This window comes from Streptomyces sp. NPDC001351 (genome assembly GCF_042896045.1).
Classification (GTDB): domain Bacteria; phylum Actinomycetota; class Actinomycetes; order Streptomycetales; family Streptomycetaceae; genus Streptomyces.
This window is the reverse complement of sequence record NZ_JBIAWS010000014.1, coordinates 186,856-209,533: the sequence shown is the minus strand read 5'-3', so window position 1 is coordinate 209,533 and position 22,678 is coordinate 186,856. Positions and strand designations below refer to the sequence as shown.

The 22,678-nt window shown below is 70.5% G+C and carries 22 protein-coding genes and 1 pseudogene; 12 read left to right on the top strand and 11 right to left on the bottom strand.

What is annotated here, in order from left to right; genetic code table 11:
• Window positions 1–18 precede the first annotated feature (18 nt).
• Complete coding sequence (locus ACFY1U_RS39615) at window positions 19–696, top strand: HdeD family acid-resistance protein (protein ID WP_390698885.1); 678 nt, start codon at window positions 19–21, stop codon at window positions 694–696.
• Between the two features lie 77 nt (window positions 697–773).
• On the opposite strand, the gene ACFY1U_RS39610 is transcribed toward ACFY1U_RS39615, so the two are convergent.
• From ACFY1U_RS39610 to ACFY1U_RS39595, 4 genes are all read right to left on the bottom strand, one after another.
• Window positions 774–1,817, bottom strand: a complete 1,044-nt coding sequence (locus ACFY1U_RS39610) for an NAD(P)-dependent alcohol dehydrogenase (RefSeq protein WP_390698884.1) — start codon at window positions 1,815–1,817, stop codon at window positions 774–776.
• A 23-nt stretch (window positions 1,818–1,840) separates the two neighbouring features.
• Complete coding sequence (locus ACFY1U_RS39605; RefSeq protein WP_390698883.1) at window positions 1,841–3,097, bottom strand: cytochrome P450; 1,257 nt, start codon at window positions 3,095–3,097, stop codon at window positions 1,841–1,843.
• A 61-nt stretch (window positions 3,098–3,158) separates the two neighbouring features.
• Window positions 3,159–4,562: an NAD(P)/FAD-dependent oxidoreductase gene (locus ACFY1U_RS39600; RefSeq protein WP_390698882.1), complete on the bottom strand. Its 1,404-nt coding sequence runs from the start codon at window positions 4,560–4,562 to the stop codon at window positions 3,159–3,161.
• Window positions 4,559–4,777 carry a ferredoxin gene (locus tag ACFY1U_RS39595; RefSeq protein ID WP_390698881.1) on the bottom strand — a complete coding sequence of 73 codons (219 nt, stop codon included), beginning with the start codon at window positions 4,775–4,777 and terminating at the stop codon, window positions 4,559–4,561. Before ACFY1U_RS39595 ends, ACFY1U_RS39600 begins: the two co-directional genes overlap by 4 nt.
• Before the next feature lie 703 nt (window positions 4,778–5,480).
• Here ACFY1U_RS39595 and ACFY1U_RS39590 point away from each other — a divergent pair.
• A complete protein-coding gene (locus tag ACFY1U_RS39590; RefSeq protein ID WP_390698880.1) occupies window positions 5,481–5,627 on the top strand; it encodes a hypothetical protein in 147 nt (48 codons plus the stop codon).
• A gap of 131 nt (window positions 5,628–5,758) precedes the next feature.
• Here the strand turns inward: ACFY1U_RS39590 and ACFY1U_RS39585 are convergent, their stop codons facing one another.
• Window positions 5,759–6,328, bottom strand: a complete 570-nt coding sequence (locus ACFY1U_RS39585) for a hypothetical protein (RefSeq protein WP_390698879.1) — start codon at window positions 6,326–6,328, stop codon at window positions 5,759–5,761.
• 314 nt (window positions 6,329–6,642) lie between these two features.
• Here ACFY1U_RS39585 and ACFY1U_RS39580 point away from each other — a divergent pair, with 314 nt between their 5' ends.
• Window positions 6,643–7,644 carry an Acg family FMN-binding oxidoreductase gene (locus tag ACFY1U_RS39580; RefSeq protein ID WP_390698878.1) on the top strand — a complete coding sequence of 334 codons (1,002 nt, stop codon included), beginning with the start codon at window positions 6,643–6,645 and terminating at the stop codon, window positions 7,642–7,644.
• A gap of 28 nt (window positions 7,645–7,672) precedes the next feature.
• Here ACFY1U_RS39580 and ACFY1U_RS39575 read toward each other — a convergent pair whose 3' ends face one another.
• Complete coding sequence (locus tag ACFY1U_RS39575) at window positions 7,673–8,953, bottom strand: diacylglycerol/lipid kinase family protein (RefSeq protein WP_390698933.1); 1,281 nt, start codon at window positions 8,951–8,953, stop codon at window positions 7,673–7,675.
• Window positions 8,954–9,133: 180 nt separating this feature from the next.
• On the opposite strand from ACFY1U_RS39575, the gene ACFY1U_RS39570 reads away from it, so the two are divergent.
• Window positions 9,134–10,546 (top strand): DUF2252 domain-containing protein, encoded by a 1,413-nt coding sequence (locus ACFY1U_RS39570; protein WP_390698877.1) that lies wholly within the window; start codon window positions 9,134–9,136, stop codon window positions 10,544–10,546.
• On the opposite strand, the gene ACFY1U_RS39565 is transcribed toward ACFY1U_RS39570, so the two are convergent.
• A complete protein-coding gene (locus ACFY1U_RS39565; RefSeq protein WP_390698876.1) occupies window positions 10,536–11,747 on the bottom strand; it encodes a cation:proton antiporter in 1,212 nt (403 codons plus the stop codon). The two genes, ACFY1U_RS39570 and ACFY1U_RS39565, sit on opposite strands and share 11 nt — an antisense overlap.
• A gap of 496 nt (window positions 11,748–12,243) precedes the next feature.
• Window positions 12,244–13,059: pseudogene (locus ACFY1U_RS39560) on the bottom strand (sulfatase-like hydrolase/transferase); the annotation flags it as partial.
• 158 nt (window positions 13,060–13,217) lie between these two features.
• Between ACFY1U_RS39560 and ACFY1U_RS39555 the strand changes: the two are divergent.
• The 7 genes from ACFY1U_RS39555 (at window position 13,218) to ACFY1U_RS39525 (ending at window position 17,955) form a co-directional block, all read left to right on the top strand.
• The gene (locus ACFY1U_RS39555) at window positions 13,218–13,649 is read left to right on the top strand and encodes a hypothetical protein (RefSeq protein ID WP_390698875.1); all 432 of its coding nucleotides are present in this window, start codon (window positions 13,218–13,220) and stop codon (window positions 13,647–13,649) included.
• Window positions 13,650–13,707: 58 nt separating this feature from the next.
• The gene (locus ACFY1U_RS39550; protein ID WP_390698874.1) at window positions 13,708–14,319 is read left to right on the top strand and encodes an HdeD family acid-resistance protein; all 612 of its coding nucleotides are present in this window, start codon (window positions 13,708–13,710) and stop codon (window positions 14,317–14,319) included.
• A gap of 118 nt (window positions 14,320–14,437) precedes the next feature.
• Window positions 14,438–15,697, top strand: coding sequence for a hypothetical protein (locus ACFY1U_RS39545; RefSeq protein ID WP_390698873.1), 1,260 nt, complete (start codon window positions 14,438–14,440; stop codon window positions 15,695–15,697).
• Window positions 15,698–15,840: 143 nt separating this feature from the next.
• The gene (locus ACFY1U_RS39540; protein ID WP_390698872.1) at window positions 15,841–16,242 is read left to right on the top strand and encodes an SHOCT domain-containing protein; all 402 of its coding nucleotides are present in this window, start codon (window positions 15,841–15,843) and stop codon (window positions 16,240–16,242) included.
• A 499-nt stretch (window positions 16,243–16,741) separates the two neighbouring features.
• The gene (locus ACFY1U_RS39535) at window positions 16,742–17,119 is read left to right on the top strand and encodes an SHOCT domain-containing protein (protein WP_390698932.1); all 378 of its coding nucleotides are present in this window, start codon (window positions 16,742–16,744) and stop codon (window positions 17,117–17,119) included.
• Between the two features lie 41 nt (window positions 17,120–17,160).
• A complete protein-coding gene (locus ACFY1U_RS39530; protein ID WP_390698871.1) occupies window positions 17,161–17,610 on the top strand; it encodes a DUF6325 family protein in 450 nt (149 codons plus the stop codon).
• 45 nt (window positions 17,611–17,655) lie between these two features.
• Window positions 17,656–17,955 (top strand): SHOCT domain-containing protein, encoded by a 300-nt coding sequence (locus tag ACFY1U_RS39525; protein WP_390698870.1) that lies wholly within the window; start codon window positions 17,656–17,658, stop codon window positions 17,953–17,955.
• Between the two features lie 120 nt (window positions 17,956–18,075).
• Here ACFY1U_RS39525 and ACFY1U_RS39520 read toward each other — a convergent pair whose 3' ends face one another.
• The 3 genes from ACFY1U_RS39520 to ACFY1U_RS39510 form a co-directional block, all read right to left on the bottom strand.
• The gene (locus ACFY1U_RS39520) at window positions 18,076–18,273 is read right to left on the bottom strand and encodes a hypothetical protein (protein ID WP_390698869.1); all 198 of its coding nucleotides are present in this window, start codon (window positions 18,271–18,273) and stop codon (window positions 18,076–18,078) included.
• 101 nt (window positions 18,274–18,374) lie between these two features.
• Window positions 18,375–21,029 (bottom strand): LuxR C-terminal-related transcriptional regulator, encoded by a 2,655-nt coding sequence (locus tag ACFY1U_RS39515; RefSeq protein WP_390698868.1) that lies wholly within the window; start codon window positions 21,027–21,029, stop codon window positions 18,375–18,377.
• A gap of 149 nt (window positions 21,030–21,178) precedes the next feature.
• On the bottom strand, window positions 21,179–21,571 hold the full coding sequence (locus tag ACFY1U_RS39510) for an STAS domain-containing protein (protein WP_390698867.1): 393 nt from the start codon (window positions 21,569–21,571) through the stop codon (window positions 21,179–21,181).
• A gap of 219 nt (window positions 21,572–21,790) precedes the next feature.
• On the opposite strand from ACFY1U_RS39510, the gene ACFY1U_RS39505 reads away from it, so the two are divergent.
• Window positions 21,791–22,621, top strand: coding sequence for a universal stress protein (locus ACFY1U_RS39505; protein ID WP_390698866.1), 831 nt, complete (start codon window positions 21,791–21,793; stop codon window positions 22,619–22,621).
• Window positions 22,622–22,678: the final 57 nt, after the last annotated feature.

Genomic DNA, 22,678 nt, shown 5'->3' with positions numbered 1-22,678 from the left:
CCAGGAGGAGGCAGTGGCATGACTCATCCCTCTGATTCCCCGGGCACCGGCCCTTCGCGCGGCACCGAGCCACAAGACGCCCCGTTGACCGAAGGCCTGGGCGCCTTGGCGAACATGGGCTGGCAGATCCTGCTCACCACGGGCCTGGCCACGATCGCCCTGGGCGTCGTGGTCTTCGCCTGGCCGCAAGAGACGCTGCGGGTCGTCGGCGTACTCTTCGGCATCTACCTGCTGGTCACCGGCGTCTTCCAGTTGGCCGCCGCCTTCGGCACGCACGTCCCCGGGCACCTTCGGGTGCTGCACTTCCTCACGGGTGCGTTCTCCGTCCTGCTGGGGCTGATCTGTTTCCGGGGCACTCTGGAGTCGATCTTCCTGCTCGCCCTGTGGATCGGCTTCAGCTGGCTGCTGCGCGGCATCATGGTGACGGCAGCGGCGGCCGCTGCCGAGGACATGCCGGCACGCGGCTGGCAGCTGTTCTACGGGATCATCAGCACTCTGGCGGGCATCGTGCTGATCGTCTCGCCGTTCACCTCGATCGCCGCACTCACCCTGACGGTGGGTGTCATGGCCGTGGTCCTCGGCGTGGTCGAAGTGTTCCAGGCCATCAGGATGCGCGTCGAAGTCGGCCGTCTCGCTCCCGGCCGCACTGCTGCACAGCGGCGGCCCCTGTTCCACCGACCGCATCCCCAGCACTGATCACGGGCGTCCGGACCGGCCAGTCACGGAGGAGCTGGACCAGGAACTGCGCCGGGCCCACGCCCGCGAACAGCGGGTCATGTGTGGGGGGTGATGACGGCGCGTCCTTGGATCTTGCCGTCGTGCAGGAGCTGGTAGGCCTCGTTGGCGCGTTCCAAAGGGAAGTACTCGACCAGCATCTTGATCTTTTCCTGCTGGGCGAGGGCGATCACTTCCATCAGTTCGGGGAGGGAGCCCCAATAGGGCGAGGCGACCGAGCACTCGTGCGGCGGGCTGGAGAAGTTGACGGGGAGGGCGCCGCCGCCGAGGCCGACGATGGTCAGGTGGCCGAGCATCCCGGCCACCTGAGCAGCCATCTGCAGCGTCGGGTCCACGCCCACCATGTCCAGCACGAGCTGAGCGCCCTGCTGCGCCGTCATCTCCTTGATGCGCGTGATCGTTTCGTCGCCCGAGAGCAGTGCCTCGTCGGCGCCCATGCGCTTGGCGGTTTCCAGCTTGCCGGCGTCGGTGTCCACGGCGACGACGGTGGTCGCCGAGCTGAGCGCGCGCAGAATCTGGATGGTCATCTGGCCCAGACCGCCGGCCCCGATCACGACCGCGGTCGACCCCGGTCCCAGCAGGTGCAGCGACCGTTTGACGGCGTGATAGCTGGTCAGTCCCGCGTCGCTGAGCGGGGCGGCCCGGCGGGGGTCGAGGGTGCCCAGCGCAATCAGGTATCGCGCCGCAGGGACCAGCAGGTACTCGGCCATGCCGCCGTCGTGACCACCTCCCAGACCCGGGCCCTGACCACCGAGGTTCTGGCAGTAGTTTTCCTGACCCTGACGGCAGTTGGCACAGATGCCACAGCCCCAGGGGCCATAGACGATCACGGGGTCCCCGGGCACGAACCCGGTGACACCCGCCCCCAGTTGTTCCACCCATCCCGCGTTCTCATGGCCGAGCGTGAAGGGCAGACCCGTGAAACCGGGCAGCGGTGCGGGTGCCTCCATGATGTGCAGATCGGAGTGGCATGCACCGGCACCCCCGACCTTCACCAGTATCTGCCCCGGCCCGGGTTCGGGCACCGGCACCTCGCGCACCTCGGGCGGTTGCCGCCAACCGACGAGTTGAAAAGCTCGCATGTCGATCCTTTGCGCACACTGGGTCAGTCGCGGATCCCGTCGATGTCGACCAGGAGGTGGCGCGGGCCGCGGAAGATCTGGTTGTGCCGGTATGGCGGCGGGTCCTCGACGAGCCGGGGGTCCCCCACCCGGCGGACGAACTCGCCGACCGCGATCTGGACCTCGAGCCGGGCGAGCGGAGCGCCGAAGCAGAAGTGGATGCCCTGGCTGAATCCGAGGTGCTGGTTGTCGCGGCGCTCGAGGTCGAGTTCGTCGGGGTCGGTGAACTGCTCCGGGTCGCGGTTCGCCGAGCCGTACGCCAGGAAGATCGGCGCCCCCTTCGGGATGGTGGTGCCCGCGATGTCGATGTCTTCCACGGCGGAGCGGGTGTGCCAGAACTGCACCGACGACTCGAAGCGCAGCAGTTCCTCCACTCCGGGCACGATCAGTTCAGGCCGGCGGCGCAGCTGCTCGAGCGCGTCCGGGTGCCGTAGCAGGGTGAGGACGCTGTGGGCGATGAGGTTCACCGTGGTTTCGTGCCCCGCGAAGATCAGAAGCAGGGCGTTGCTCGCGAGCACGCCCTTGGACATCCGTCCCTCCGGGCCGTCCTCGTTCACCATCGCTGAGAGCATGCCCGGGCCGGGCTGCTGGGCGTACCGGTCGAGCAGCTCAGTTGCGAACTGCCCGAACTCCTGCACGGCCTGCCGGCCCCCGGCCTGCAGGCTCCGGATCTCGTCGGATGCGGCTTCGGGGCCGAAATCCAAAGCGTCCAGGGCCGTCTCGATCCAGTCGTGGAAACGTGACTCGTCCTCCAGCGGCACGCCCAGAACCTTGCAGATCACCGTCACCGGCAGGGGGTAGGCGAAGTCATCGACGGCATCGATCCGGTTCTTGCCCTTCATGTCGTCGAGGAGTCCGTCGACGATGCGGCGGATCTCGGGCTCCAGGTCGGAGATCAAGTGAGGGGAAGGAGGCGGGCCGGCGAAGTGCGGCATCATCATCCGGCGATCCCGATCGTGCTCGGGTGGATCGCAGGTGATGATGTTCGGTTCGGTCAGCACTTCCCTGATCGGCTCCGCCGAGCTCTCTGCCTGGGCCCCGGCCGGGGCGGGACATTTCCGTGGGTCCGAACTGACCCGGGGATCATGCAGCAGCGCGACGATCTCCCGGTAGGTGCTGACGACATAGGTCCCGTCCGGCTGCCGCGCCACCGGTGTCTTGCGCAGTTCCTCGTAGAAGGGGTACGGGTTGGCGCGGTTGGCGTAGCGGAGGGCCTGCTGCCAGGGGGTTTCCTCGACCACGAGGCTCCCCTCCTTCTTCCTGTCGATGCTGTCCACCTACACGCCCGACCCGGCTGGCGCGTCAGTGACGCCGCGGCCGGAACTCGGCCGTCCGCTCGCTCGGAGCATGGCCGGTGAGGGCGACGTCGGGGATCGCCGTCGGCACCCTTGGGTCCGGGAACTCAGCCGGCATCGGCTTCATGTCGGACGGCTCGTCCCAGCCTGGCGGCGGAGGCGGGAACGGAGCCGATCGCTCGATCAGCTCCCCGTAGTACTCCAGCCACTTGCCGTGATCGAAGGTGACGGCTGCGACAATGCGGCCCCGGTGACCGTAGGCGGCGGCGAAACGGCGCTCCGCGACGGATCCCTGTGTGAAGACGATCTCGTCACTGAAAGGCGGCACGCCGACGGACTTGATATTGACGCCGAACTGACCGGACCAGAAGCCGGGCAGCAAGAGATGCGGGTGATAGTGGGGCTCGAGGTTCACCATGTTGTGCGCCGCGACCTCTGCGCCGAAAACGGCGTTGTCCCAGTGCTCCATCGCAAGAAACTGGTACTCGTACAGCACATGCGGCGCACGAGCCACGTCCCCTGCCACGTAGATGCTGTCGGTGACCACGCCGTTGATGTCGAAGGCACGACCACCGGCGTCGCATCCGACGCCCCAGAAACCGGCCGCGAGCCCGGAGCCCTCCAGCCATTCCACGTTGCGGATCGACCCCAGCGAGGCCACCACCACATCGGCGTCGACGGTGGCGCCGTCCGAAAGCTGAGCGCGCCGCACGTGACCGTCGGAGTCGCCCTCCAGTGATGACACGCCCAGCCCACAACGCAGGTCCACCCCGTGATCACGCTGCATCTGCGCGGCGATCTCACCGATCACTCCGCCGAGCGCGCCGACCAGCGGCGCCGAACCCCGCTCGACGACGGTCACCGGGACGTCGAGCTCCCGGCAGACAGAAGCCACTTCCGAGCCGATGAACCCGGCGCCGATGACCAGGACCCGCGACGGCGACTCGGCCAACGCCTTCTGGAGCTGCGCGGCATCATCACGCGAGCGAATCGTGTGGACCCCGTCCAGGGCGGCCTCGACCGGGTTCGGCCACTGGCGTGCGCGAGTGCCCGTGGCGATCAGCAACCGGTCGTAGGGGACCTGCTCACCGTCGGCCAGGCGCACCTGCTTGGTGACCCGGTCCAGCCCGGTGGCGGCCACCCCGAGCCGCCAGTCCGCATCCACTTCTCGCATGCGGGGCAGCTTGGTGTGGTCGGCCGGCACCCAGCCTTTGAGCACTTGTTTGGACAGCGGGGGACGGTCGTAGGGCTCGTACGGCTCGTCCCCGATGATGGTCAAAGAACCGGTGAAGCCCTCCTCGCGCAGGGTCTCCGCAGCCCGAAGCCCGGCCAGAGAGGCACCCACGATGACAATCCGGCCGCTGGCCCTGAACTCGCGCACCAGCTCTGTGACCGTTGCCCGCAAGGTCATGACGTCTCGCCCCGCTCCGCGCCGTCCAAACGGTCGACGACGATCGCCTGAACCGGGCACGCCGCAGCGGCTCGCTCAACCTGTAGGCGCCGCTCGTCATCGGGGTTTGGCTCATACGTGAGGGCTTCTTGACCATTCAACCTGAAGACCTCGTGCGCCAGATACACGCATTGTGCGTATCCCTGGCATCGATTCAGGTCCACGGCGATCCGCATGCGCAGACTCCTTCCGACCTGCCGGCCCAGCTGGACAGCTCACCCGTCGCCCCGGCCGACACCACCGGCTGAGCACCTGCACTGTTCGAATCTTCTTCGCGACGACGCTGCCTTCGCGGTGACGGTGACTGCCAGTGACCGTCGAGGTCTGAAGGTCTCGGTCCCTGTACACATCCGATGGCGTCGGCATCAATGTTTGTCCCGGCCGTTCCGCCTTGTAAGAACATTCTCGTCCCGCCTCCCGGCGGTCGCAAATGCGCAGTTGCGCAAACCCTACGGACGCTGTAGCACCAGCGCCGAGGCGATGGTCAACTGGTCTATGACCCTGCTCATGACGCGCCGCCTTGCCGGGCCGGGTCCTGGGCGACTCACGGCCAACTCATGGCATGGCAGCGGCCGTTGACGGAGCCGGTGCCGGGCCGCAAGGGCCTCGAGGATGCGCTGGGCAGAGCGCGTGTCAACGTCCCATAGACCGGGGCGGGCCCCTCATCAGCGATGTTGCCGACGTCCGGAGCCATACTGAGGCGACGGTATGTCAGCGTGCGCAAGTCCAGAGCCAGTTGGTGTAGCCGGTCCTGTCGGCGCCGACCCCACAGCCACCTATCCCACCGCCGAGACTGTCCTGCCCCGGCGCCGTCCTCGCGTTCTACACCGACGGATCGTCGAAGCCCCCGGCACCCACTACGACAGCAAACTCATCACCTTGATCAGGACCCTCTCTCAGGCCGGCCACCAACTCGAGAACATCGCTGACACGCTGACCAACCGGGCCCAGCCATCCGGCGCCCGCACCGACGACACCGCCCTCCTGCTGCTGCGTATCGAGCCGGCCCGACATGCGAACACCTGAATGTCACCGACGCCCGGCCCGATCGCTACGGGGGCACCGCCTGGTCGGCGCCGCGCCGATCATCGCCGTCGACCCACTGCCGGGCGCCCGGGAGCGCGCTCTGGCCCTGGATCCTGGCCACCCCCGAACGGTCAGCCCGTCTTGTGCCCCCACCGCGGGCCGACCTGGTCCCACTCCCTGCCCCACTCGTCGATGCGCCGCCGGTCCAGCCAGTAGCGTGCGGCGCCTGTGAGTGCGAACGCGAGGCCGGTGACGGCGAGCGCCGACGTGGATCCCAGGAGGCCCGCTTCGACCGCCGCATCGGTGCGGCTCGGCGGGCGGGTGGTGAGGTTGCCCTGCGTGTCGGTCCAGAGCACCGTCGTGGATCCGGCCTTGAGTCCGCCGTTCACCAGTGTCCTGCCGGTGCGGGCGGATCCGTCCTTTCCGGTCCAGCGGACCTGAGCAAACGCGCGGTAGATCTTCGCCTCCGCGGGGGGCGTGTCCGTGAGGAGTACGGCCGTCACGGGGGTGCGCTCGGCGCGCTGCTGCATGAAGACGTCGTCGGCGGCCCGGGCCGTCAGCACACCGGCGAGCGTTCCGCCCACCGCCACGAGCGTCCAGAGGGCCAGCACGAGCCAGGCCTCGTGCACGTCGTCGCGCCTGCGCAGCGGGTTGGCCCGCCACCGCCACAGCCACCTCTTGGTTCGCCTGCACGTCCGCATCGGTCAGCACCTCCTCGTCGTCACTTCGAGCAAGGTGACAGCCGGGCGCGTGTCGTGGCATGGGCCGGACAGCGGGAGTCGGGGGGCCGACCGGGACCAAGTCTGCGAAGGGCGGGGCCCTTCAGCCCTGCCCCGGTGAGCCGGCACGCAGCAGTCGTCCGCCCCCGGGCGGGGCGTTCCGTCCCACGCTCGACGTCATCGGTGGCCTGACCGGCTGACTGACGGGGACCATCGGCCCCTCACCCGGAGGCCGCCGGGCGCCCACCCTCGTAGGACAACCATCTGTTCCGAAGCCCGTGCGGGAGGAGGGCACCATGCCATCCGTGCCTCTCGACGCCGAGACCCTGGAAGCCTGCGTGGCGGCAGCCGTGGCCGCGCCCTCGATCTTCAACACGCAGCCCTGGCGCTTCAGGCTTGACCCCCAGACCGTCGCCTTCGAGGTGCGCGCGGACCCGCAGCGCGGCCTGCGGTACGCCGATCCGGCCGGCCGTGCGCTGCATCTGTCGGTGGGCGCGTCCGTCTTCAACCTCCGTGTCGCGGTGTCCCACTTCGGCTGGTCACCCGTGGTGCGGCTGCTGCCCCGCCCCGACGAGCCCGGCCTGCTCGCCGTCGTGCGGCCCACAGGACCGGCCGGTCGGCACGGCAAGGAACACCGCGGCGACCTCTACCCGGCGATCTGGCGCAGACACAGCAGCCGCTTCCCGTTCACCGACAGGCCCCTGCCGCCGCAGGCACGCGTCGAACTCGCCGAGGCCGCTCACGCGGAAGGCGCCTCACTGAACTTTCCCGAGGCCGCCGAGACGGTCCGGCTGCTGCGGGTGACCGCGGAGGCCGAGCAGCGCAACCGCCTCGACGCCGACCGCGGCAGGGAGAGCCGCCGTTGGGTGCACCGGGACCCGGACAGCCCGTTCGACGTCGGCCTTCCGCACACCGCACTCGGCCTCCAGGACGCCCGCGAACGCATCCCCATGCGGGACTTCACCGCCGCACGCCACCCCGGGCAGCTGCCCGCTCAGGACTTCGAGACCGCCCCGGCCATCGCCCTGCTCAGGACCGAGCACGACCGTCGTACGGACTGGCTGCGCGCGGGAGAGGCACTCGAACACGTCCTGCTGGTGGCCACCGTCCTGGGACTGCGCGCGTCGCTGCTGCACCAGCCGATGGAATGGCCCGACCTGCGCCGCAGCCTGGGCCCGGACCCCCACCACACCGGTCACGCCCAGATGCTGATCCGGCTCGGCTACGGCCCGGAGGGCCCGGCCGGCCCGCGTCGTGCCCAGACTGCGGCGCTGGACGAGCAGTTGCGGGCCCGTTAGCCGGTTCCCGCCGACGGGCCTGCCGCGGTCAGCCCGCCGAGGCCCCGTTGCGGCGTGCGAAGGCAAGTCGGCCGAGGGCCCGCCAGTCCGTCGGCGGATTCGCCCGCGGCACCCCCGGCCGGCCGCTGGGCACCCGTACGCGCAGCGAACCCGGCGCGATGCGGCAGACAACGGGGGTGGACAGCACGAGGGCCTCGCCGTCGACGCCGACCGCGATCTCCGGGGCATCGGCGTCGACGACCACCTCGTCCGCGGTCAACGCGGTGAGCCCGCGGGAGTGCCGGCCACGCAGCAGCTCGACCGCCTGGGCCGCGTTGTCGACGTTGACACCGAGGACGCCGAGCGCGCCGGAATCCAGCCGCGTGCGGCGACCGAGGCCGGCGGGGTCCCCCACCTGGTAGGGGTTGTTGCTGACCAGCACCGCCTGCGGCGCGTCCAAGAGCATGTGGGCGGCGCGTACGGTCAGTCGCGGGCCGGACTGGTGGGTCAGCAGCTCCGGGAGCTGCTGGAGGATCGTGCCCACCTTGTCGTCCCGGTAGGCGGAGCTCTGTACGACCTGCGCGTACACACCGAAGGACGCGTTGTTGACGAAGACGCGGTCGCAGACGAAGCCGAGGTCGATGCGGAGTTCGACTCCGTCGGTGAGAGCGTCGAGGCACGTCGAGGGGTCGGCACGATCCAGGCCGAGATCCAGCGCGAAGTGGTTGCGGGTGCCCGCCGAGATCACCATGAACGGTATGTCGTGCTGTGCGGCCACCCCTGCGACCAGCGCCTGGGTGCCGTCCCCTCCGGCGACTCCCAGCAGATCCGCACCCTCGGCCACGGCTCGGCGGGCCAGTTCGGCGACGTCCTGCGGGTGAGCGGGGTCGAGTACGGCGACCTCGGCGCCCAGTTCCCGGGCCCTCTCCGCGAGGTGGAACCTGCCGACCTTTCCGCCGCCCGACCGGGGATTCATGATGAGAAACGGTTTCTCCGGCGGTGGAGTCCGCTGCTGTGGCGGTCCCGCGGGACGCGCCTCCGCGCCGAGGGCGGCTCGCCCGGTCAGTCTCGCCACGGCCCCCAGGGCGAGGGCCGACAAGGCGGCCCACAGCAGGTGCACGGCGGCGTAGTACAGCAGCACGGCCAGCGGCACCACCGTTGCCAGGGCGGAGGAAAGCACCCGGAGCAGGCCGTGATGGGTGAGCGCCCACCACGTGGCGGCCGCCGTGGCAGCGAGTCCCGCCAGACCGACGAGCAGCAGGGCGATGCTCCTGACCCCGGCAGCCGCCAGCAGCAGCGCGATCGCGGCGGTCGCGACCAGCAGGGCCAGACGAGCCGTCCACCTCTGAACCGGCCGGGGCGGCCGGTCGCTCGGGCCGGCCGTCCGAGCCGGAGTCTCGGCACTGCTCACACGCGTATCACAGCTCACGGCCCAGGCCGGCACATCACCTGCCCGGGGTGATCCCACGCGAGCAGCGAACCGTGACGATGCCAGAAAGGAGGAACGGCCATGGTCACGATGAACGCGAGTCCTTCGTCCTCGTCCGAGCGTGCGGCGCTGGGCAGGGCAGCGCGGGCCGTGCTGCCGCGCTCCGCCCATGCCGTTTTCGAACCGGACGCCAAGCGGCCGGATCCCGTCGACATCATCGAGCGGCAGTCCGCCGCCCGGGTCCCGGAACTCGTCCCGATCCGTTACGGCCGCATGCTCGAATCGCCGTTCCGCTTCTACCGCGGCGCAGCGGCGATCATGGCGTCCGACCTGGGGGCGTCCCCGCACACCGGGCTCATGGCCCAGCTGTGCGGCGACGCCCATCTGCTGAACTTCCGGATGCTCGCCTCCCCCGAGCGGCGTCTGGTCTTCGACATCAACGACTTCGACGAGACCCTGCCGGGCCCGTTCGAATGGGACGTCAAGCGGCTCGCCGCGAGCCTGGTGATCGCCGGCCGGGCCAACTCGTTCCCGGAAGCGGACTGCGCCTCGGTCGTGCGCGAAAGCGTCCGGGCCTACCGCGAGCGGATGCGGGATTTCGCGGGGATGCGCACCCTCGACATCTGGTACGCACGCGACGACGTCGCCCAGGTCGAGGCGATCCTGTCCGACCGGCTGAGGCACAGCGACCGCCGACGGGTCGACACCGCGTCGGCCAAGGCCCGCACCCGGACCAGCCTGCAGGCCTTCGGGAAACTGACCCGGCTGGTCGACGGCGCACCCCGGATCATCTCCGATCCGCCGCTCGTCACACCGCTCGACGAGCTGCTGCCCGGCACCGAGGGCGACGAGCTGCAAGGGACCCTGCGCCGACTGGTCGCGGACTACGCACGCACCCTCTCGTCGGAGCGGCAGCACCTCCTGGGGCGGTTCCACGTGGTCGACATGGCCCGCAAGGTGGTCGGCGTCGGCAGCGTCGGCACCCGCTGCTGGATCATCCTGCTGCTGGGCCGGGACGAGGAGGACCCGCTGCTGCTGCAGGCCAAGGAGGCAGGCAACTCGGTCCTCGCTCCCTACAGCGGCGTGAGCGCGCACGAGAACCAGGGCGAGCGGGTGGTGGCCGGGCAGCGGCTGATGCAGGCCGCCAGCGACATCTTCCTCGGCTGGAAGCACATGACAGGCATCGACGGCCGCGAACGCGACTTCTACGTACGGCAGTTGCGGGACTGGAAGGGCATCGCCCGGCCGGAGACCATGGATCCCGCGACCCTGACGCTCTTCGGCCGGCTGTGCGGCGCCTCACTGGCGCGTGCCCACGCACGGTCCGGCGATCCGATCGCCATCGGCGCGTACCTCGGACGCGGCGACACCTTCGACCGGGCACTGGCCCGTTTCGCGCAGGCCTACGCCGATCAGAACGAGCGCGATCACCGGGCGCTGGGCGATGCCGTGGCCGCCGGACACGTGAGCGCGAGGACCGACCTCACCGCGTAGGACCGGGCCCGGCGGGCAACCCCGGATTCTCCGGTGCTATGGCGCCCTCCCGCAGCTCATGCCCGGCAGCCGCGCTCGTGCGCCGGAACCAGGCGCCGTACCACCCGGCTAGCGCCACGGCCGACACACCGTGCAGCAGGACGCTGAGCCCAACGGTCACGGCGACCACCCGGCCCACCGTTTCCGTGCCCGGCACATGCGCCTCCACCACGAGCAGCGCCAGCACCACAGAGGCGAGACCACGCGGCCCGAACCATCCGACGTACGCGACCGTCGGCGGTCGCAGTCCGCTGCCGAGCAACGAGAGGACCACGGGCAGCATGCGCACCGCGGTCAGGCTGAGCACGGCATAGAGCACGAGCTTCCAGGTCAGGTGCTGCAGCGTAGGTCCCAGCAGCACCGCGCCGAAGAGCATCAGGCTGACCGACGCCAGCAGGCCCGCCAGTGTCTCGGCGAACTCGGACGTGTCGTCCCCGCTGTCCGGCCCGGTGCCGGCGGACACGGGGAAGTGCCGAAGGGTGTATCCGAAGGCGAACCCGGCCACCCAGGCGGCGATGAAGCCACTGCCGTCGGTGATCACAGCCAGTTCGTAGGAGACCACGGCGACGGCGGGGACCAGGATCTGCCCCCACTCCCGGGCAACCCAGCCACGGGCCCGGGCCGCCTGCAGCAGTCGCCCGCCGCAGCCGCCGACCAGCAGGCCCAGCGCGCTGCTGAGCAGCAGGGCACGCCAGAAGGTGCCCGCCACGCCCTCGTGCGCGTAGGACGTGCCGGGGATGGCCGCGAGGAAGACGACGAAGAACGGCAGCACCATTCCGTCGTTGAGGCCGCTCTCCACATTGAGACCCTCGCGAACCAGCGCCGGCACCCGGGGATCGGACATGGCGCTCTTGCCCAGAGCGGCGTCGGTGGGGGCGAGGATCGCGCCCACCAGGGCCAGCTCCCATGCGGTCAGCCCCGGCAACAGCGGCCAGGCCAGCAGCCAGCCCGCGGCGATGCTCAGCGGGAGGCCGATGCCCAGCAGCCGGCCGGGCAGGAAGTCGCCCGTGGCCAGGTCACGCCGCCGGACGGCCATGGCGTCCGTGAACAGCACCAGGGTCAGGGCGGCTTCCAGCAGGGCCGTCAGAGCTGCGAAGTCGTGTTCGATGCCGACGATGTCGAGGACGGCGGGACCGATGAGGATGCCGCATCCGGTGAACACGATCGCCGAGGAGACGGGCGTGGTCGACAGCCGACGCGAGCAGAGGGCGTAGGCGGCGGTGACGCCCGCCACCGCCACCACGGTCCAAGCGCTGCCGCTCATCGTGCCGTCCTCCTTCCGGGTGGTTGCCAGACACCGCCTGCCAGTCGCCCGTGAACGCGCCGGTGGCCTGCTTCTCCAGGTCGGCGAAGGGCTGACCGCTGTCGTCGACCTGCGCGCAGCGGATCGTGCCGCCCAGGAAGCGGAATGGCGGGTCGTAGTCGCCGGAGACGGCCTGGCCGCTGTCGCGCCCCACGCACAGACACTTGCCGTCGCCGGCGAACATGCCGGGCTGCGTCCTGATCCGGATCGCCCCCGCCTCGCGGTCGTCGACGTGCAGGGGCAGGGTCCCGACCGTGATGCCGTTGTCCTTGCGGTCGTCGGCGCGGAAGAGGGCGGACGGAATGTGGTCGCCCGCCGGCACCCGGCCGGGTGAGGCGACCTTCTGCCAGATGAACATCGGGCCCGCGACGCCGCCCTCGTAGGCGGCCCACCGCTTCCAGTACTTGAAGGGCGTGTCGAAGGCCCAGGCCCACCCCGTCGGGGGGTGGTTGTAGGTCTTGGGGCTGCCCAGGTCCTCCAGGTGCCGCAGGTTGTCCGCCAGGTCGTCGGGCACGCCGTCGAAGAGGTTGTTCTCGTTCAGGGAGCCGTTCGGGCCGACCTCACCCCTTGCTCCGTTGTCGGACACCATGACCGTGATGGTTTTGTCGAGCTGCCCCGACTCGGCCAAGTAGTCCAGAACACGGTCGAGTTGGGCGTCGGTGCGGTGGACGAACCCGGCGAAGATCTCCGTCATTCGGGCGAACAGGCGCTGCTCGTCCTCGTTCAGGGTCTGCCAGGGGCGGACGAACTCGTCGGCCGGCCACGGCGCCCCACCGGGCCCGAGCGCATACGGCTCGCCGTGCGGATTGATCGGGGTGAGCCCGGTTCCCTCGGGCATGGTTCCCCGCTCGATCTCACGCCGCAGGGCCGGCTCGCGGTAGACCTCGTGTCCGGCGCCGGGGCACAGGCGGGTGAACCACGGTGTGTCCAGCGCGACGACCTCGGCGTCGCGGATGAACTCGATCGCCCGGTCGGCCGGCTTCCTCGACAAGGGGCAGCCCCGGTCGGGGGTCTGCTTCACCTCGTGGGGGTGGTTGTCGTACACCAGGTCCGGGCAGGACCGGTCGCTGTCGAAGGTGCCGAAGCCGATGTGGTCCCAGACGATGTCGAGGACGCCGGGCACCGAGTCGCTGATTTCCCGCGCGATCCTCCCCCGGAACTCGGCAGCCATCTCAGCCTCCTCGGCCTCGTGGGAGTGCACGCCCAGCACAGCAGCAGGCAACCGGTGCAACCTCACCCTCCCCGGGTGATCACGCAGCGGCCCACCGGGTGCAGGGTCGGTGGTGAACGGCTGCGCGCAGCAGCCCTCGTGAGGAATGGAGGCCGGCCATGGCCAGCACCGTTACTCCTCGTCGCCATTCGCCGGGCACAATGGCCGCCGCTGCCGGCCTCACCGTGTTCGCCGCGGTGTTGCTGATGATCGCCGGTGTCCTCGATATCTTCCGCGGCATCATGGCGATCGCCAATGACCAAGTCTTCGTCAACACCCCCAACTACGTCTTCAAGTTCGACCTGACCAGCTGGGGCTGGATCCACCTGGCCCTCGGTGTGGTCGGGGTGATCGTGAGCCTCGGCCTGTTCACGGCGGCCACCTGGGCCAGGGTCGGGGGTGTGGTCATAGCATCCCTGCTGATCATCGCCAACTTCCTGTCCCTCCCCTACTACCCGATGTGGTCGCTGACGCTGATCGCGATGTACGGGTTCATCATCTGGGGCCTGTGCGTGGTGCGGCGCGACGACGTCACCGACCAGCGGATGTGAGGCGCCCTCACCCGGCGCGGGGGATCACGGGACCCGGCCCGACGTCGGAGGCGACACCATGACGTCTACTCCAAAGCCCGCATCCACCGACGCCCAGGACATCCTGGCGGACGTCGGCGACGCATGGCTGTGGGCGCTCGGCTGGGCCCTGGCGACCCTGGTCCCGGGCGTCATCGTGCTCGTGTGGCCACAGGAGACGCTGCATGTGCTGGGCGTGGTGATCGGCCTGCACTTCCTGCTCGGGGGCGTCTTCTCGTTCGTGTCGGCCTTCTCCCGTTCGTACCGGGACAGCGGCAGCCGGCTCATGCGGATCCTGCTGGCCTTCGGATCCGTGCTGGTCGGGGTGATGTGTCTGCGCCACCCGATGCAGACCATCGCCGTGCTGTCCCTCGTCGTCGGGGTGTTCTGGCTGCTGTCGGGGCTGGTGACGGTGTACATCGCGATCGCGGACCGGGGCCGGGCACACCGCGGCCTCACGTTCGGCGTCGGGGTGCTCGGTGTCGTCGCCGGCATCGTCGTGCTCGGCTACCCCGCAGAGTCGGCCGTCGCGCTCGCCCGTCTGCTGGGCCTGTGGCTGTTGCTGCTCGGCGTGGCGGAGGTCGCCGTGGCGCTGGCGTTGCGCTCGGCCGACCGACGCGACCTGCAGGCTTCGGACATGCCACCGCTGTGATCGCCCCCCCACCGGCCCGCATTCTCACGCGTACGGGCTTCCCGATGTGCGCTCCGCGGCGTTCGCAGCGGCAATGGAGAGGAGGTAGAAGTACCCCGCTGGAGAAGCTGGAGTATGCATGAGCCCGCCGTCCGGGGGGGTCGTCCGCGCGACGGCCTCCGCAGTACTGATCGTGCTGACCTGCATTCTCGTTCCCGTCGCGCTGCTCACGGTGTGGGTCCACGACATCGCGCTCGACACCGACCGCTATGTGTCCACGGTCTCGCCGCTGGCCACCGACCCGGCGATCCAGGACGCGGCCGTCAAGCGCATCTCCCATGCGGCGGACGTACGGGTCGACGGAGCCCGGGCCGCCGCGGAGCTCGCCGGCTGGCTGCACGCTCAGGGCCTGCCGCCACGGGCCACTGCTGCCGTACGCGGGCTGGGACCGCAGATCGATTCCGCTGTCGACAGCGCGGTGACGAAGATCGCCACACGCGTGGTGCACAGCGATGCCTTCGCCACGGTGTGGACGAATGCCAACCGCAGGGCCCACAACGCAGTCGTGCACGCGCTGACCGGGCAGGGTCGCGGCGCCATCGGCGTCAGCGACGGCACGGTCACCCTGGACGTCGGAACCGCCGTCGACCAGCTGAAACAGAAATTGGTCGCGGCGGGTCTGTCCCCGGCGGAGAAGATTCCCGAGGTCAACAAGCAGCTGGTGCTGTTCCATTCCGACCAGCTCGCCAAGATGCGCAAGGGTGCCCATGCGCTGGACGTGATCGGCACCTGGTTCCCCATCCTGGTCGTCCTGATCGGCGCCGCCGGAGTGCTCCTGGCCCGCAGCAAGCGGCGCGCCCTCGCCCGTACCGCCCTCGGGGCGGCCTTCGCCTGCCTGGTGGTGGCCATCGGCCTGGTCGTCGCGCGCCACTACTACCTCAACCACCTCCCGCCCCAGGTGCAGTCGCAGGCGGCTGCCGCAGCCGTCTTCGACACCCTGCTGCGCTTCCTGCGGCTGAGCCTGCGCACGGCGATCGTGCTCGGGATCGTGATCGCACTCGGCGCCTACCTGATCGGTCCCGGACGGCTGCCGGTGGCGATCCGCAGCACCTCCGAACGCACCGCGGACTCCGCGGCCACCTGGGCATACGCGCACCAGGTCCGCACCGGAAAGGTGGGTGTCTGGGCGCAGACCTACCGCCGGTGGATCACGCTGGCCGCCCTGCTGATCGTGGCTCTGGTCTTCGCGCTGTGGAACCACCCCACCGCGCTCACGATCCTGCTGCTCTGCCTCGTCCTGCTCGGCGTCCTGGCCCTTGTGGCCCTCCTCGCAGCAGGCGGTCGCGCGACGCTGAACGCGGAGCAGCCACCCCCGCCGCAGCCGCACGACGCCTCATGAGACTTCGTCCTGCCCGCGCCGGATCCCTGGGGCCCACCCGCGGGGGGTGATGCAGTGGGGGAGAGGGCCGGTGGACCGTATGAGGCGCAGGCCCCCACCGGTCGTGCAGCCGTCGCCGCGGCCACCTGCGTGCGGAGGTAACCATGGACTACCCGCTGCTCAACGTCTTCCTGACCATGCTCTGGTTCTTCGTATGGATCTTGTGGTTGATGCTGCTGTTCCGCGTGATCGGAGACGTCTTCCGGGACGACGCGCTCAGCGGCTGGGCCAAGGCCGGCTGGACGCTGATGGTCTGTGCGCTGCCGTACCTCGGCGTGCTCGTCTATCTGATCGCCCGCGGGCGCGGGATGGGCGAGCGCGAGATGCGACGGGTGCAGGCCCAGGAACGGGCGTTCCGCACGTACGTTCAGCAGACCGCCGCCACGGGCCCTACGGCCGGGGCCACCAAGGCGGACGAGCTCGGCAGGCTGGCCGCGCTGCATGACCAGGGCGCCATCACCGACGACGAGTACGAGCGGGCCAAGTCCAAGGTGCTGGCCGTCTGACCGGGTAGAGGGCTGCGGCGGCCCGGGCACGCTCATGACGCCGGGGCCCAGCACGCCTTCAAGATCGGGCTGTTCCTCATCCTGCTGATGCCGTCGGTCACCATGGTCATGGTGACGGTGGGCGTGAACTGGCGCAGGCTCATGCGAACTTCGCCGCCGCGCTGCCCTTCATCGCGACGACCTTGCTTGTCGCGGCCACGGCATGCTCGGGCCGCGGCGTCACCCACCTCGGGTGACGCCCAGCCGGACGGCCTGGCAGGACGGCGAACCCGCGCTCATGGGACAACACCGTCCGGACCAACGAGGAAACGCAGGTGGTCGCGCTGTCACGGCCGCCGCCCGCACCCCACCCGCACAGGGTGATGTGTCCGCAGGTCGGCGAGCGCAGCGTGGAGCAGGCAAGGCCGGGCACCGCCGCGCTATCACGGCGGTCGACACGTGGAGGCAAACCGTGGACTACCCCCTGGCAAGCTCGGACTATCCCCTCCTCAGTGCGTTCATGACCATGCTCTACTTCTTCCTGTGGATCATGTGGTTCGTGCTGCTCTTCCGGGTCATCGGGGACATCTTCCGGGACGACAGCATGAACGGGTGGGGCAAAGCGGGCTGGACGCTCTTCGTCTGCGTGCTGCCGTTCCTCGGCGTCTTCGTCTACCTGATCGCCCGCGGGCGAAGCATGGGCGAACGCGACGTGCGCCAGATGCAGCGGCAGGAGCAGGCCTTCCGCTCCTACGTCCAAGAAGCCGCAGCCGAGACCCCCGCGGCCGGGCGCACCAGTACGGACGAACTGGCCAAGCTCGCCGGGCTGCACGACCACGGTGACATCACCGACACCGAGTACGCGCAGGCCAAGGCGAAGATCCTCGCCTCGCACTGACCGCGCACGGCATACAGCCAGCGGAAGAACGGAGCCCCGGCATGAGCATTCTCGGACCGATCGACCTGATCATTCTTTCGTTCCCGGCCGGTCAGCCTCCGGACTCCTTCCTGGCCGCGGTGCAGGAAATCGAGCGCCGCAATGACGTCCGCATCCTCGATGCGCTGGTGGTGACGAAGGGCCCGGACGGCCGTATCGGCAGGACCGAGTTGTCGGACATCGCGAACCTGGGCGACGTGGCCGCCGACATCGCCGCGCGCCGCACGCTCGGGATGGTCGGCCTCGACGACGTCAACGAGATCGCCATGGTGATGGATCCCGACACCACCGTCCTCGCCCTGCTGGTGGAGAACGTGTGGGCCCGGGAGGCCGCCGAGGAGGTCCGGCGCCACAACGGCCGTCTGCTGGCTACGGTGCGCATTCCCCATGAGCAGATCGCCGAGGTGGAGGCAGAACTGAGCGGCACGGCCACGCCGCAGACACTGACGTGACGCCCGCACGCGGCGGCACAACTGCGGAAGAGAAAGGACAGGACGATGCCTCTCGGACGACGCCGTCCCCTGCTGCGCGGCGCTCTGGTCGGCGGCACCGCATACGCCGCCGGACGCCGGGCCGCGGCGGCCCAGCAGCACGAAGCGGACCAGCAGGCGGCCATCGAGCAGCTCCAGGCGCAGCAGGCCGCCGCACCTGCTGCACCGGCCGCGCCCGCCGCCGCCCAGCCGTCTGCGGGCAGCGGCCTGCTCGACGAGCTGAAGCGGCTCGGAGAGCTGCGCGACCAAGGAGTGCTGACCGACGCGGAGTTCACCGCCGCCAAGTCGCGGCTGCTGGGCATGTGACGGCCGGCTGGGCCGGCCCCGCTCCAAGACGTCTCCCGGAGCAGCTTCCGGAAGAGCTTGGAGAGGGGCCGGCCCAGCTGTGCCTACGAAGTCCGCCGTGCGTACGAAGTCCTGCTTCCCTCACGCCGGGAGCCGGCGCATCTCCACCACGTGCAGACCGAGCGACTGGAACCGCGCCAACAGGCCGTACAGATGGGCCTCGTCGGTGACCTCGCCGAGCAGTACGGTCTGACGGGGTCCGACGAAGCTGTCCAACTCGGGGAACGCCGCAGTCAGCGTGTCCGACATCTGCCCGTCGACGCGGATCTCATAGCGCATGAGCAGGCTTCTCTCGACGTCGTCCGGTCCTTCGTGTCTCTGTGTCTCCATGCTGCGGCGGCAGGAGGTGGGGGACATCACCCCGGGCAGGTGAACGGGCCTCACAGCAGACCCAGTTCCCGGGCCCGGCGGACCGCGTCGCCGCGTCGGCTCACGGCCAGCTTGCGGTAGATGCTCTTCAGGTGCGTCTTGACCGTGTTGACCGACAGATGAAGATCGTCTGCGATCTCGTCGGTGGACATCAGCTGCGCCACCCGCCCCAGCACGTCCCGCTCCCGCTCGCTGAGCGGCTCCCGGGAAGGGAGCCCGGATCCCTGCTGCGGACGCGGTCCGGGGGAGCGCATCTCCGGGGCGGTGGCCAGCCAGTCGTGTCCCTGTGTGAGCGCGGGCCGGCGGCTCAGCAGCCGCCCGAGCCACGGCCCGGCTTCCAGGAAGGGCCGCCTTAGTTGATGCGGCCGGCAGACCGCCAAAGCCCGTACGACCAGGCCTTCTGCGGTGGCGGCATCCCCCAGTGCGTCGACGGCCTGTGCCCGAGCCACCAGAGCCCAGGCCGTGACGCCCGGTCCACGACCGGGGTCGTCGGGGAGCGCGTCGAGGATGCCCAGCGCCCGCTCGGGTGCACCGGCAGCCAGGTACGCCCGGGCCTCGGCCACCAGGCCCTCCGGGGTCTGCGGCGGCTCGTTCTCGAAGACCCGTACCGCGGACCGGGCGTCGTCCTCGGCCAGTCGTACGGCGGCCCGGGCCATCGCGATCCGGTCGTGCACCCAGGGGGAAGGGTCCGCGGAGGTCAGCGGCTTCTCCGCCATCGCGTCGAGGTCCTGGAGCGCCCCCTGGGGATCCCCCTTCGCAAGCCGCATCCGGGAACCCAGCAGTGCCAGTTCGACGGCCACGATGGGATCGCGGGACGCGGCGGACGAGGCGACGGCCTGATCGAGGTGGTCGCGCGCCGCCACGAGGTCGCCCCGGTCGATGGCGACGGCGGCGAGTACGAGCTGGGCGACCCCGGTTCGCGCGGAGGCCGGCAGACCGGAGTGGTCGGCCTCGGAGATCGCCGCCCTGGCGTGCGACTCGGCGTGGCCGGGCCAGCCGTGCAGATGGTCGATCAGCGCCAGTCGGCCGAGGGCTTCATGCCGGGGGAAGGCCGTCGACGGCCCGTCGGCGGCCCGGACGGCGGCGGACAGCGTCGAACGAGCGGCATCGAAGCGGCCGGCCCACAGCTGGGCCGATCCGAGGTCGGTGAGCATGAGGGCCGTCAGCTCCGGGCGCTGCTCCAGCAGGTCGGCGGGCAGCGCACGCGCGGCTTCCGCCGCCGTCTCGGCCGCCGTCTCGGCCATGTCCGCCGAGCCCGCCACCCGGGCGGCGAGCACCTGCAACACGGCACAGCTGAACTGCGCGGCCGCGGCCTCGCGCGGGTCGTCGGGCAGCTTCTCCTGCGCGTCGTGCAGGTAGGCGACACCTCGCTCCACGTCGTGGCGGGTCAGTTCGCGCGCCGCCCGCACCAGATCGGTCGCGGGCCCGGAGGCCTCCGGGGTCATCGGGGCGAAGAGACCGTCCAGGCGCTCGGCGTCCAGGCCGGTCAGCATCCGGCCGATCGCCAGATCGTCGATGAACTCGGCGGCGGCCAGATCCCAGTCGCCCGCGTCCGCCGCATGCGGCAGGGCCTCGCTCAGCAGGCCCGCTCCGCTCAGCCACCTGGCAGCCACACGGTGCAACTCCGGCTCCAGGCCAGGGTGGCGGACGCGCAGATGGGCCCGCAGGATCTCCGCGAACAACGGGTGCAGCCGGTACCAGGAATGCCCGATGGGTTCGACGAACGCGTTCGCGTGCTGCAGCTCCGCCAGAATGGGTTCCGCGTCGTTCCGCCCGGTGAGGGCATTGGCCAGATCCGGATGGGTTTCCTCGACGATGCTGGTGCGCAGCAGCAGGTCCTGGGTCTCCGCCGGGTGGGTGCGGAGCACTTCGGCCAGCAGGAAGTCCGCGAGAGTGCTCTGACCGGCCTCGAAGTCCTTCAGGAAGCCTTCCGGGTCATCGGTGTGCTCGGCCGCCAGGGCGCACAGGCGTAGTCCCGCCGCCCAGCCGCCCGTGCGCTCGGTCAGGGCACGGGCGGCGTCCGCCGACAGCGGCAGCCCATGGCGATCGACCAGGGCCGCCGTCTCCTCGGAACGGAACGCCAGGTCGGCGCTGCGGATGTCGACGAGTTCGCCGGCGGCCCGATAGCGGTGCAGGGGCAGCAACGGCTCCGCACGGCAGATGATCACCAGGCGCAGGCCTCGGCCCGCGTGCCGGAGGACGAACTGCAGCTCATCGGCGACCTCGGCGGACCCGGACGTCCCGTCGAAGTCGTCCAGGACGAGGATCACCGGCACGTCCCGTCCGTCCAGCCAGGCCGCGAGGCGGGTCAGCAGCGAGTGGTCCACGGTGCCGGGGCGGGCCGGGCTGCCGATCTGGTCGGGCAGGGCGATCCCATGGTGCCGGAAGGCCTGCAGCACATAGGTCCAGAAGAGGCCGGGGCCGCTGTCCTCCGGCTCCACCGTCAGCCAGGCGGCGGGCCCCGGCAGGCCTCCTGCCGTGACCCAGTCGGCGACCAGCAGGGTCTTGCCCGCGCCGGCAGGCCCGGCGACCAGGGTCAGTGGCCCCTGGACTCCTGCGTCCAGCTGCTTGGAGAGCCGGGGCCTGCGCACGAACGTCTTCGGTACCACCGGCACGCTGAACCGGGCGGCAAGCACCGGGTCGCCGGTGGGGGTCAGCGCCCCCACGGGGGGATCCGGGCGACCGCCTTCACCGCTGTGTGATGTGGGACCCATCACATGCCTCAGTGGTAACGGAGGGGTAGGACACCCGCCCTCCGATCGTCATGCCGTGCGAGAGCCGCTGCAAGCGAGGACTGCGCCACAAGCCGACGGGGTCAGCCCGTCCCGGCGGAGACGGTGCCCTGTTCGGGAGCATCGAAATGGTCCGCCCGCAGGTCGGGAAGGATCTCGAAGACGTCGGCCAGCAGGGCGGGCCGCAGGATGCGCAGGAGGCGCCCCCTGTCGGCCACCAGCCGGAGCCTGCCCTGCCGGGCCAGCACCCGGTTCCTCGCGCGGCACAGCAGGCGCAGGCCGCTGCCGTCGATGAAGGTCACGGGGCGCAGGTCGAGCACCAGGTGGGGGCGCGGGCCTGCGGTCAGGGTGTCGAGGCGGGCCGAAAGCGGCGTCGCCGTGAGCATGTCGATCTCGCCGTGCAGTTCCACCACCGTCGTGCCCCCGATGACGCGTTCCGTGTGGCAGGGTGCCGGCCCGGTGCGGACTTCGGTCATAGACAGAGCAAAGCCGGATGTCAGGTACGGCGGTAGGGCCGGTCGGCCCTTTGCGCACGTCTGGCGGGGACCGGGCGGCTCCATCGCCTCGCGGACGGCGGGTCGGGAGGTCGCTCTCGGGCAGGGGCGGGACCGATGGCCCATTTCCCGCCCGACGGTCCGCCGGAGCATGAGAGCCGTACGGGAGCACAGAACGGGAGCACAGAAGGGAACAGCGACATGACTGCCCAGTACGTCGCCGTCGGAGTCGACGGCACACTGACCGCCGTACGGGCGCTGGACTGGGCGGCGCAGGAGGCAGTACGCCGCCACGCCGTCCTGCGCGTCGTCCACGCAGTCCGCGACCAGGACGAGGCCGGACCGGTCCTCGCGTCCGCCGCCGCACGCATCCGCGCCCACCATCCCGGCCTGCAGGTCGAGACCGCGTCACGTGTGGGCGGCGCGGCGGAGGCCCTGGTGCGGGAGAGCGACGGCGCGGCCCTCACCGTCGTGGGCAACCGCGGGCTGGGCGGATTCACCGGACTGCTCTTCGGCTCGGTGAGCCTGCGCCTGGCCGCGCACATCCACAGTCCGCTGCTGGTCGTACGCGGTGACCACCGGTGCGACGACGGCCGAGAGGTGCTGCTGGGCCTGGCGAGCGACGCCGACGCGGACGCCGCGGCCTATGCCTTCCAGGAGGCGGAGCGGCGAGGCACCCGGTTGCGCGTCCTGCACTCCTGGTCCCGCCGGCACGTCACCCCGGAAGTGCCGTCGCCGGTGCCCGCAACAAGCCCCGGACAGCGGGAACCCGGCCAACGCGGCGCCATGGAGGAGGCAGTGCCCCGCTTCGCCCTCTCCGAGCTGCGGGAGCAACACCCCCAGGTCGGCGTCGAGGCGCACACCGTCACCGCCGGGCCGGCGCACGCGCTGCTGGAAGCCACCCGCGAAGCCGGTGTCGTCGTCATCGGCGTCCACCGCCACGCAGACCGGCCCGGCCCGCACGTCGGCCCCGTCGTACACACCCTGCTGCACCGTTCGCACTGCCCGGTGGTCCTCGTGCCCACCGGATGACCGGGACCGCAGCGGGCACCTGAACGGGCCCTCACCGCAGGGACGTTCGGCCCCGCA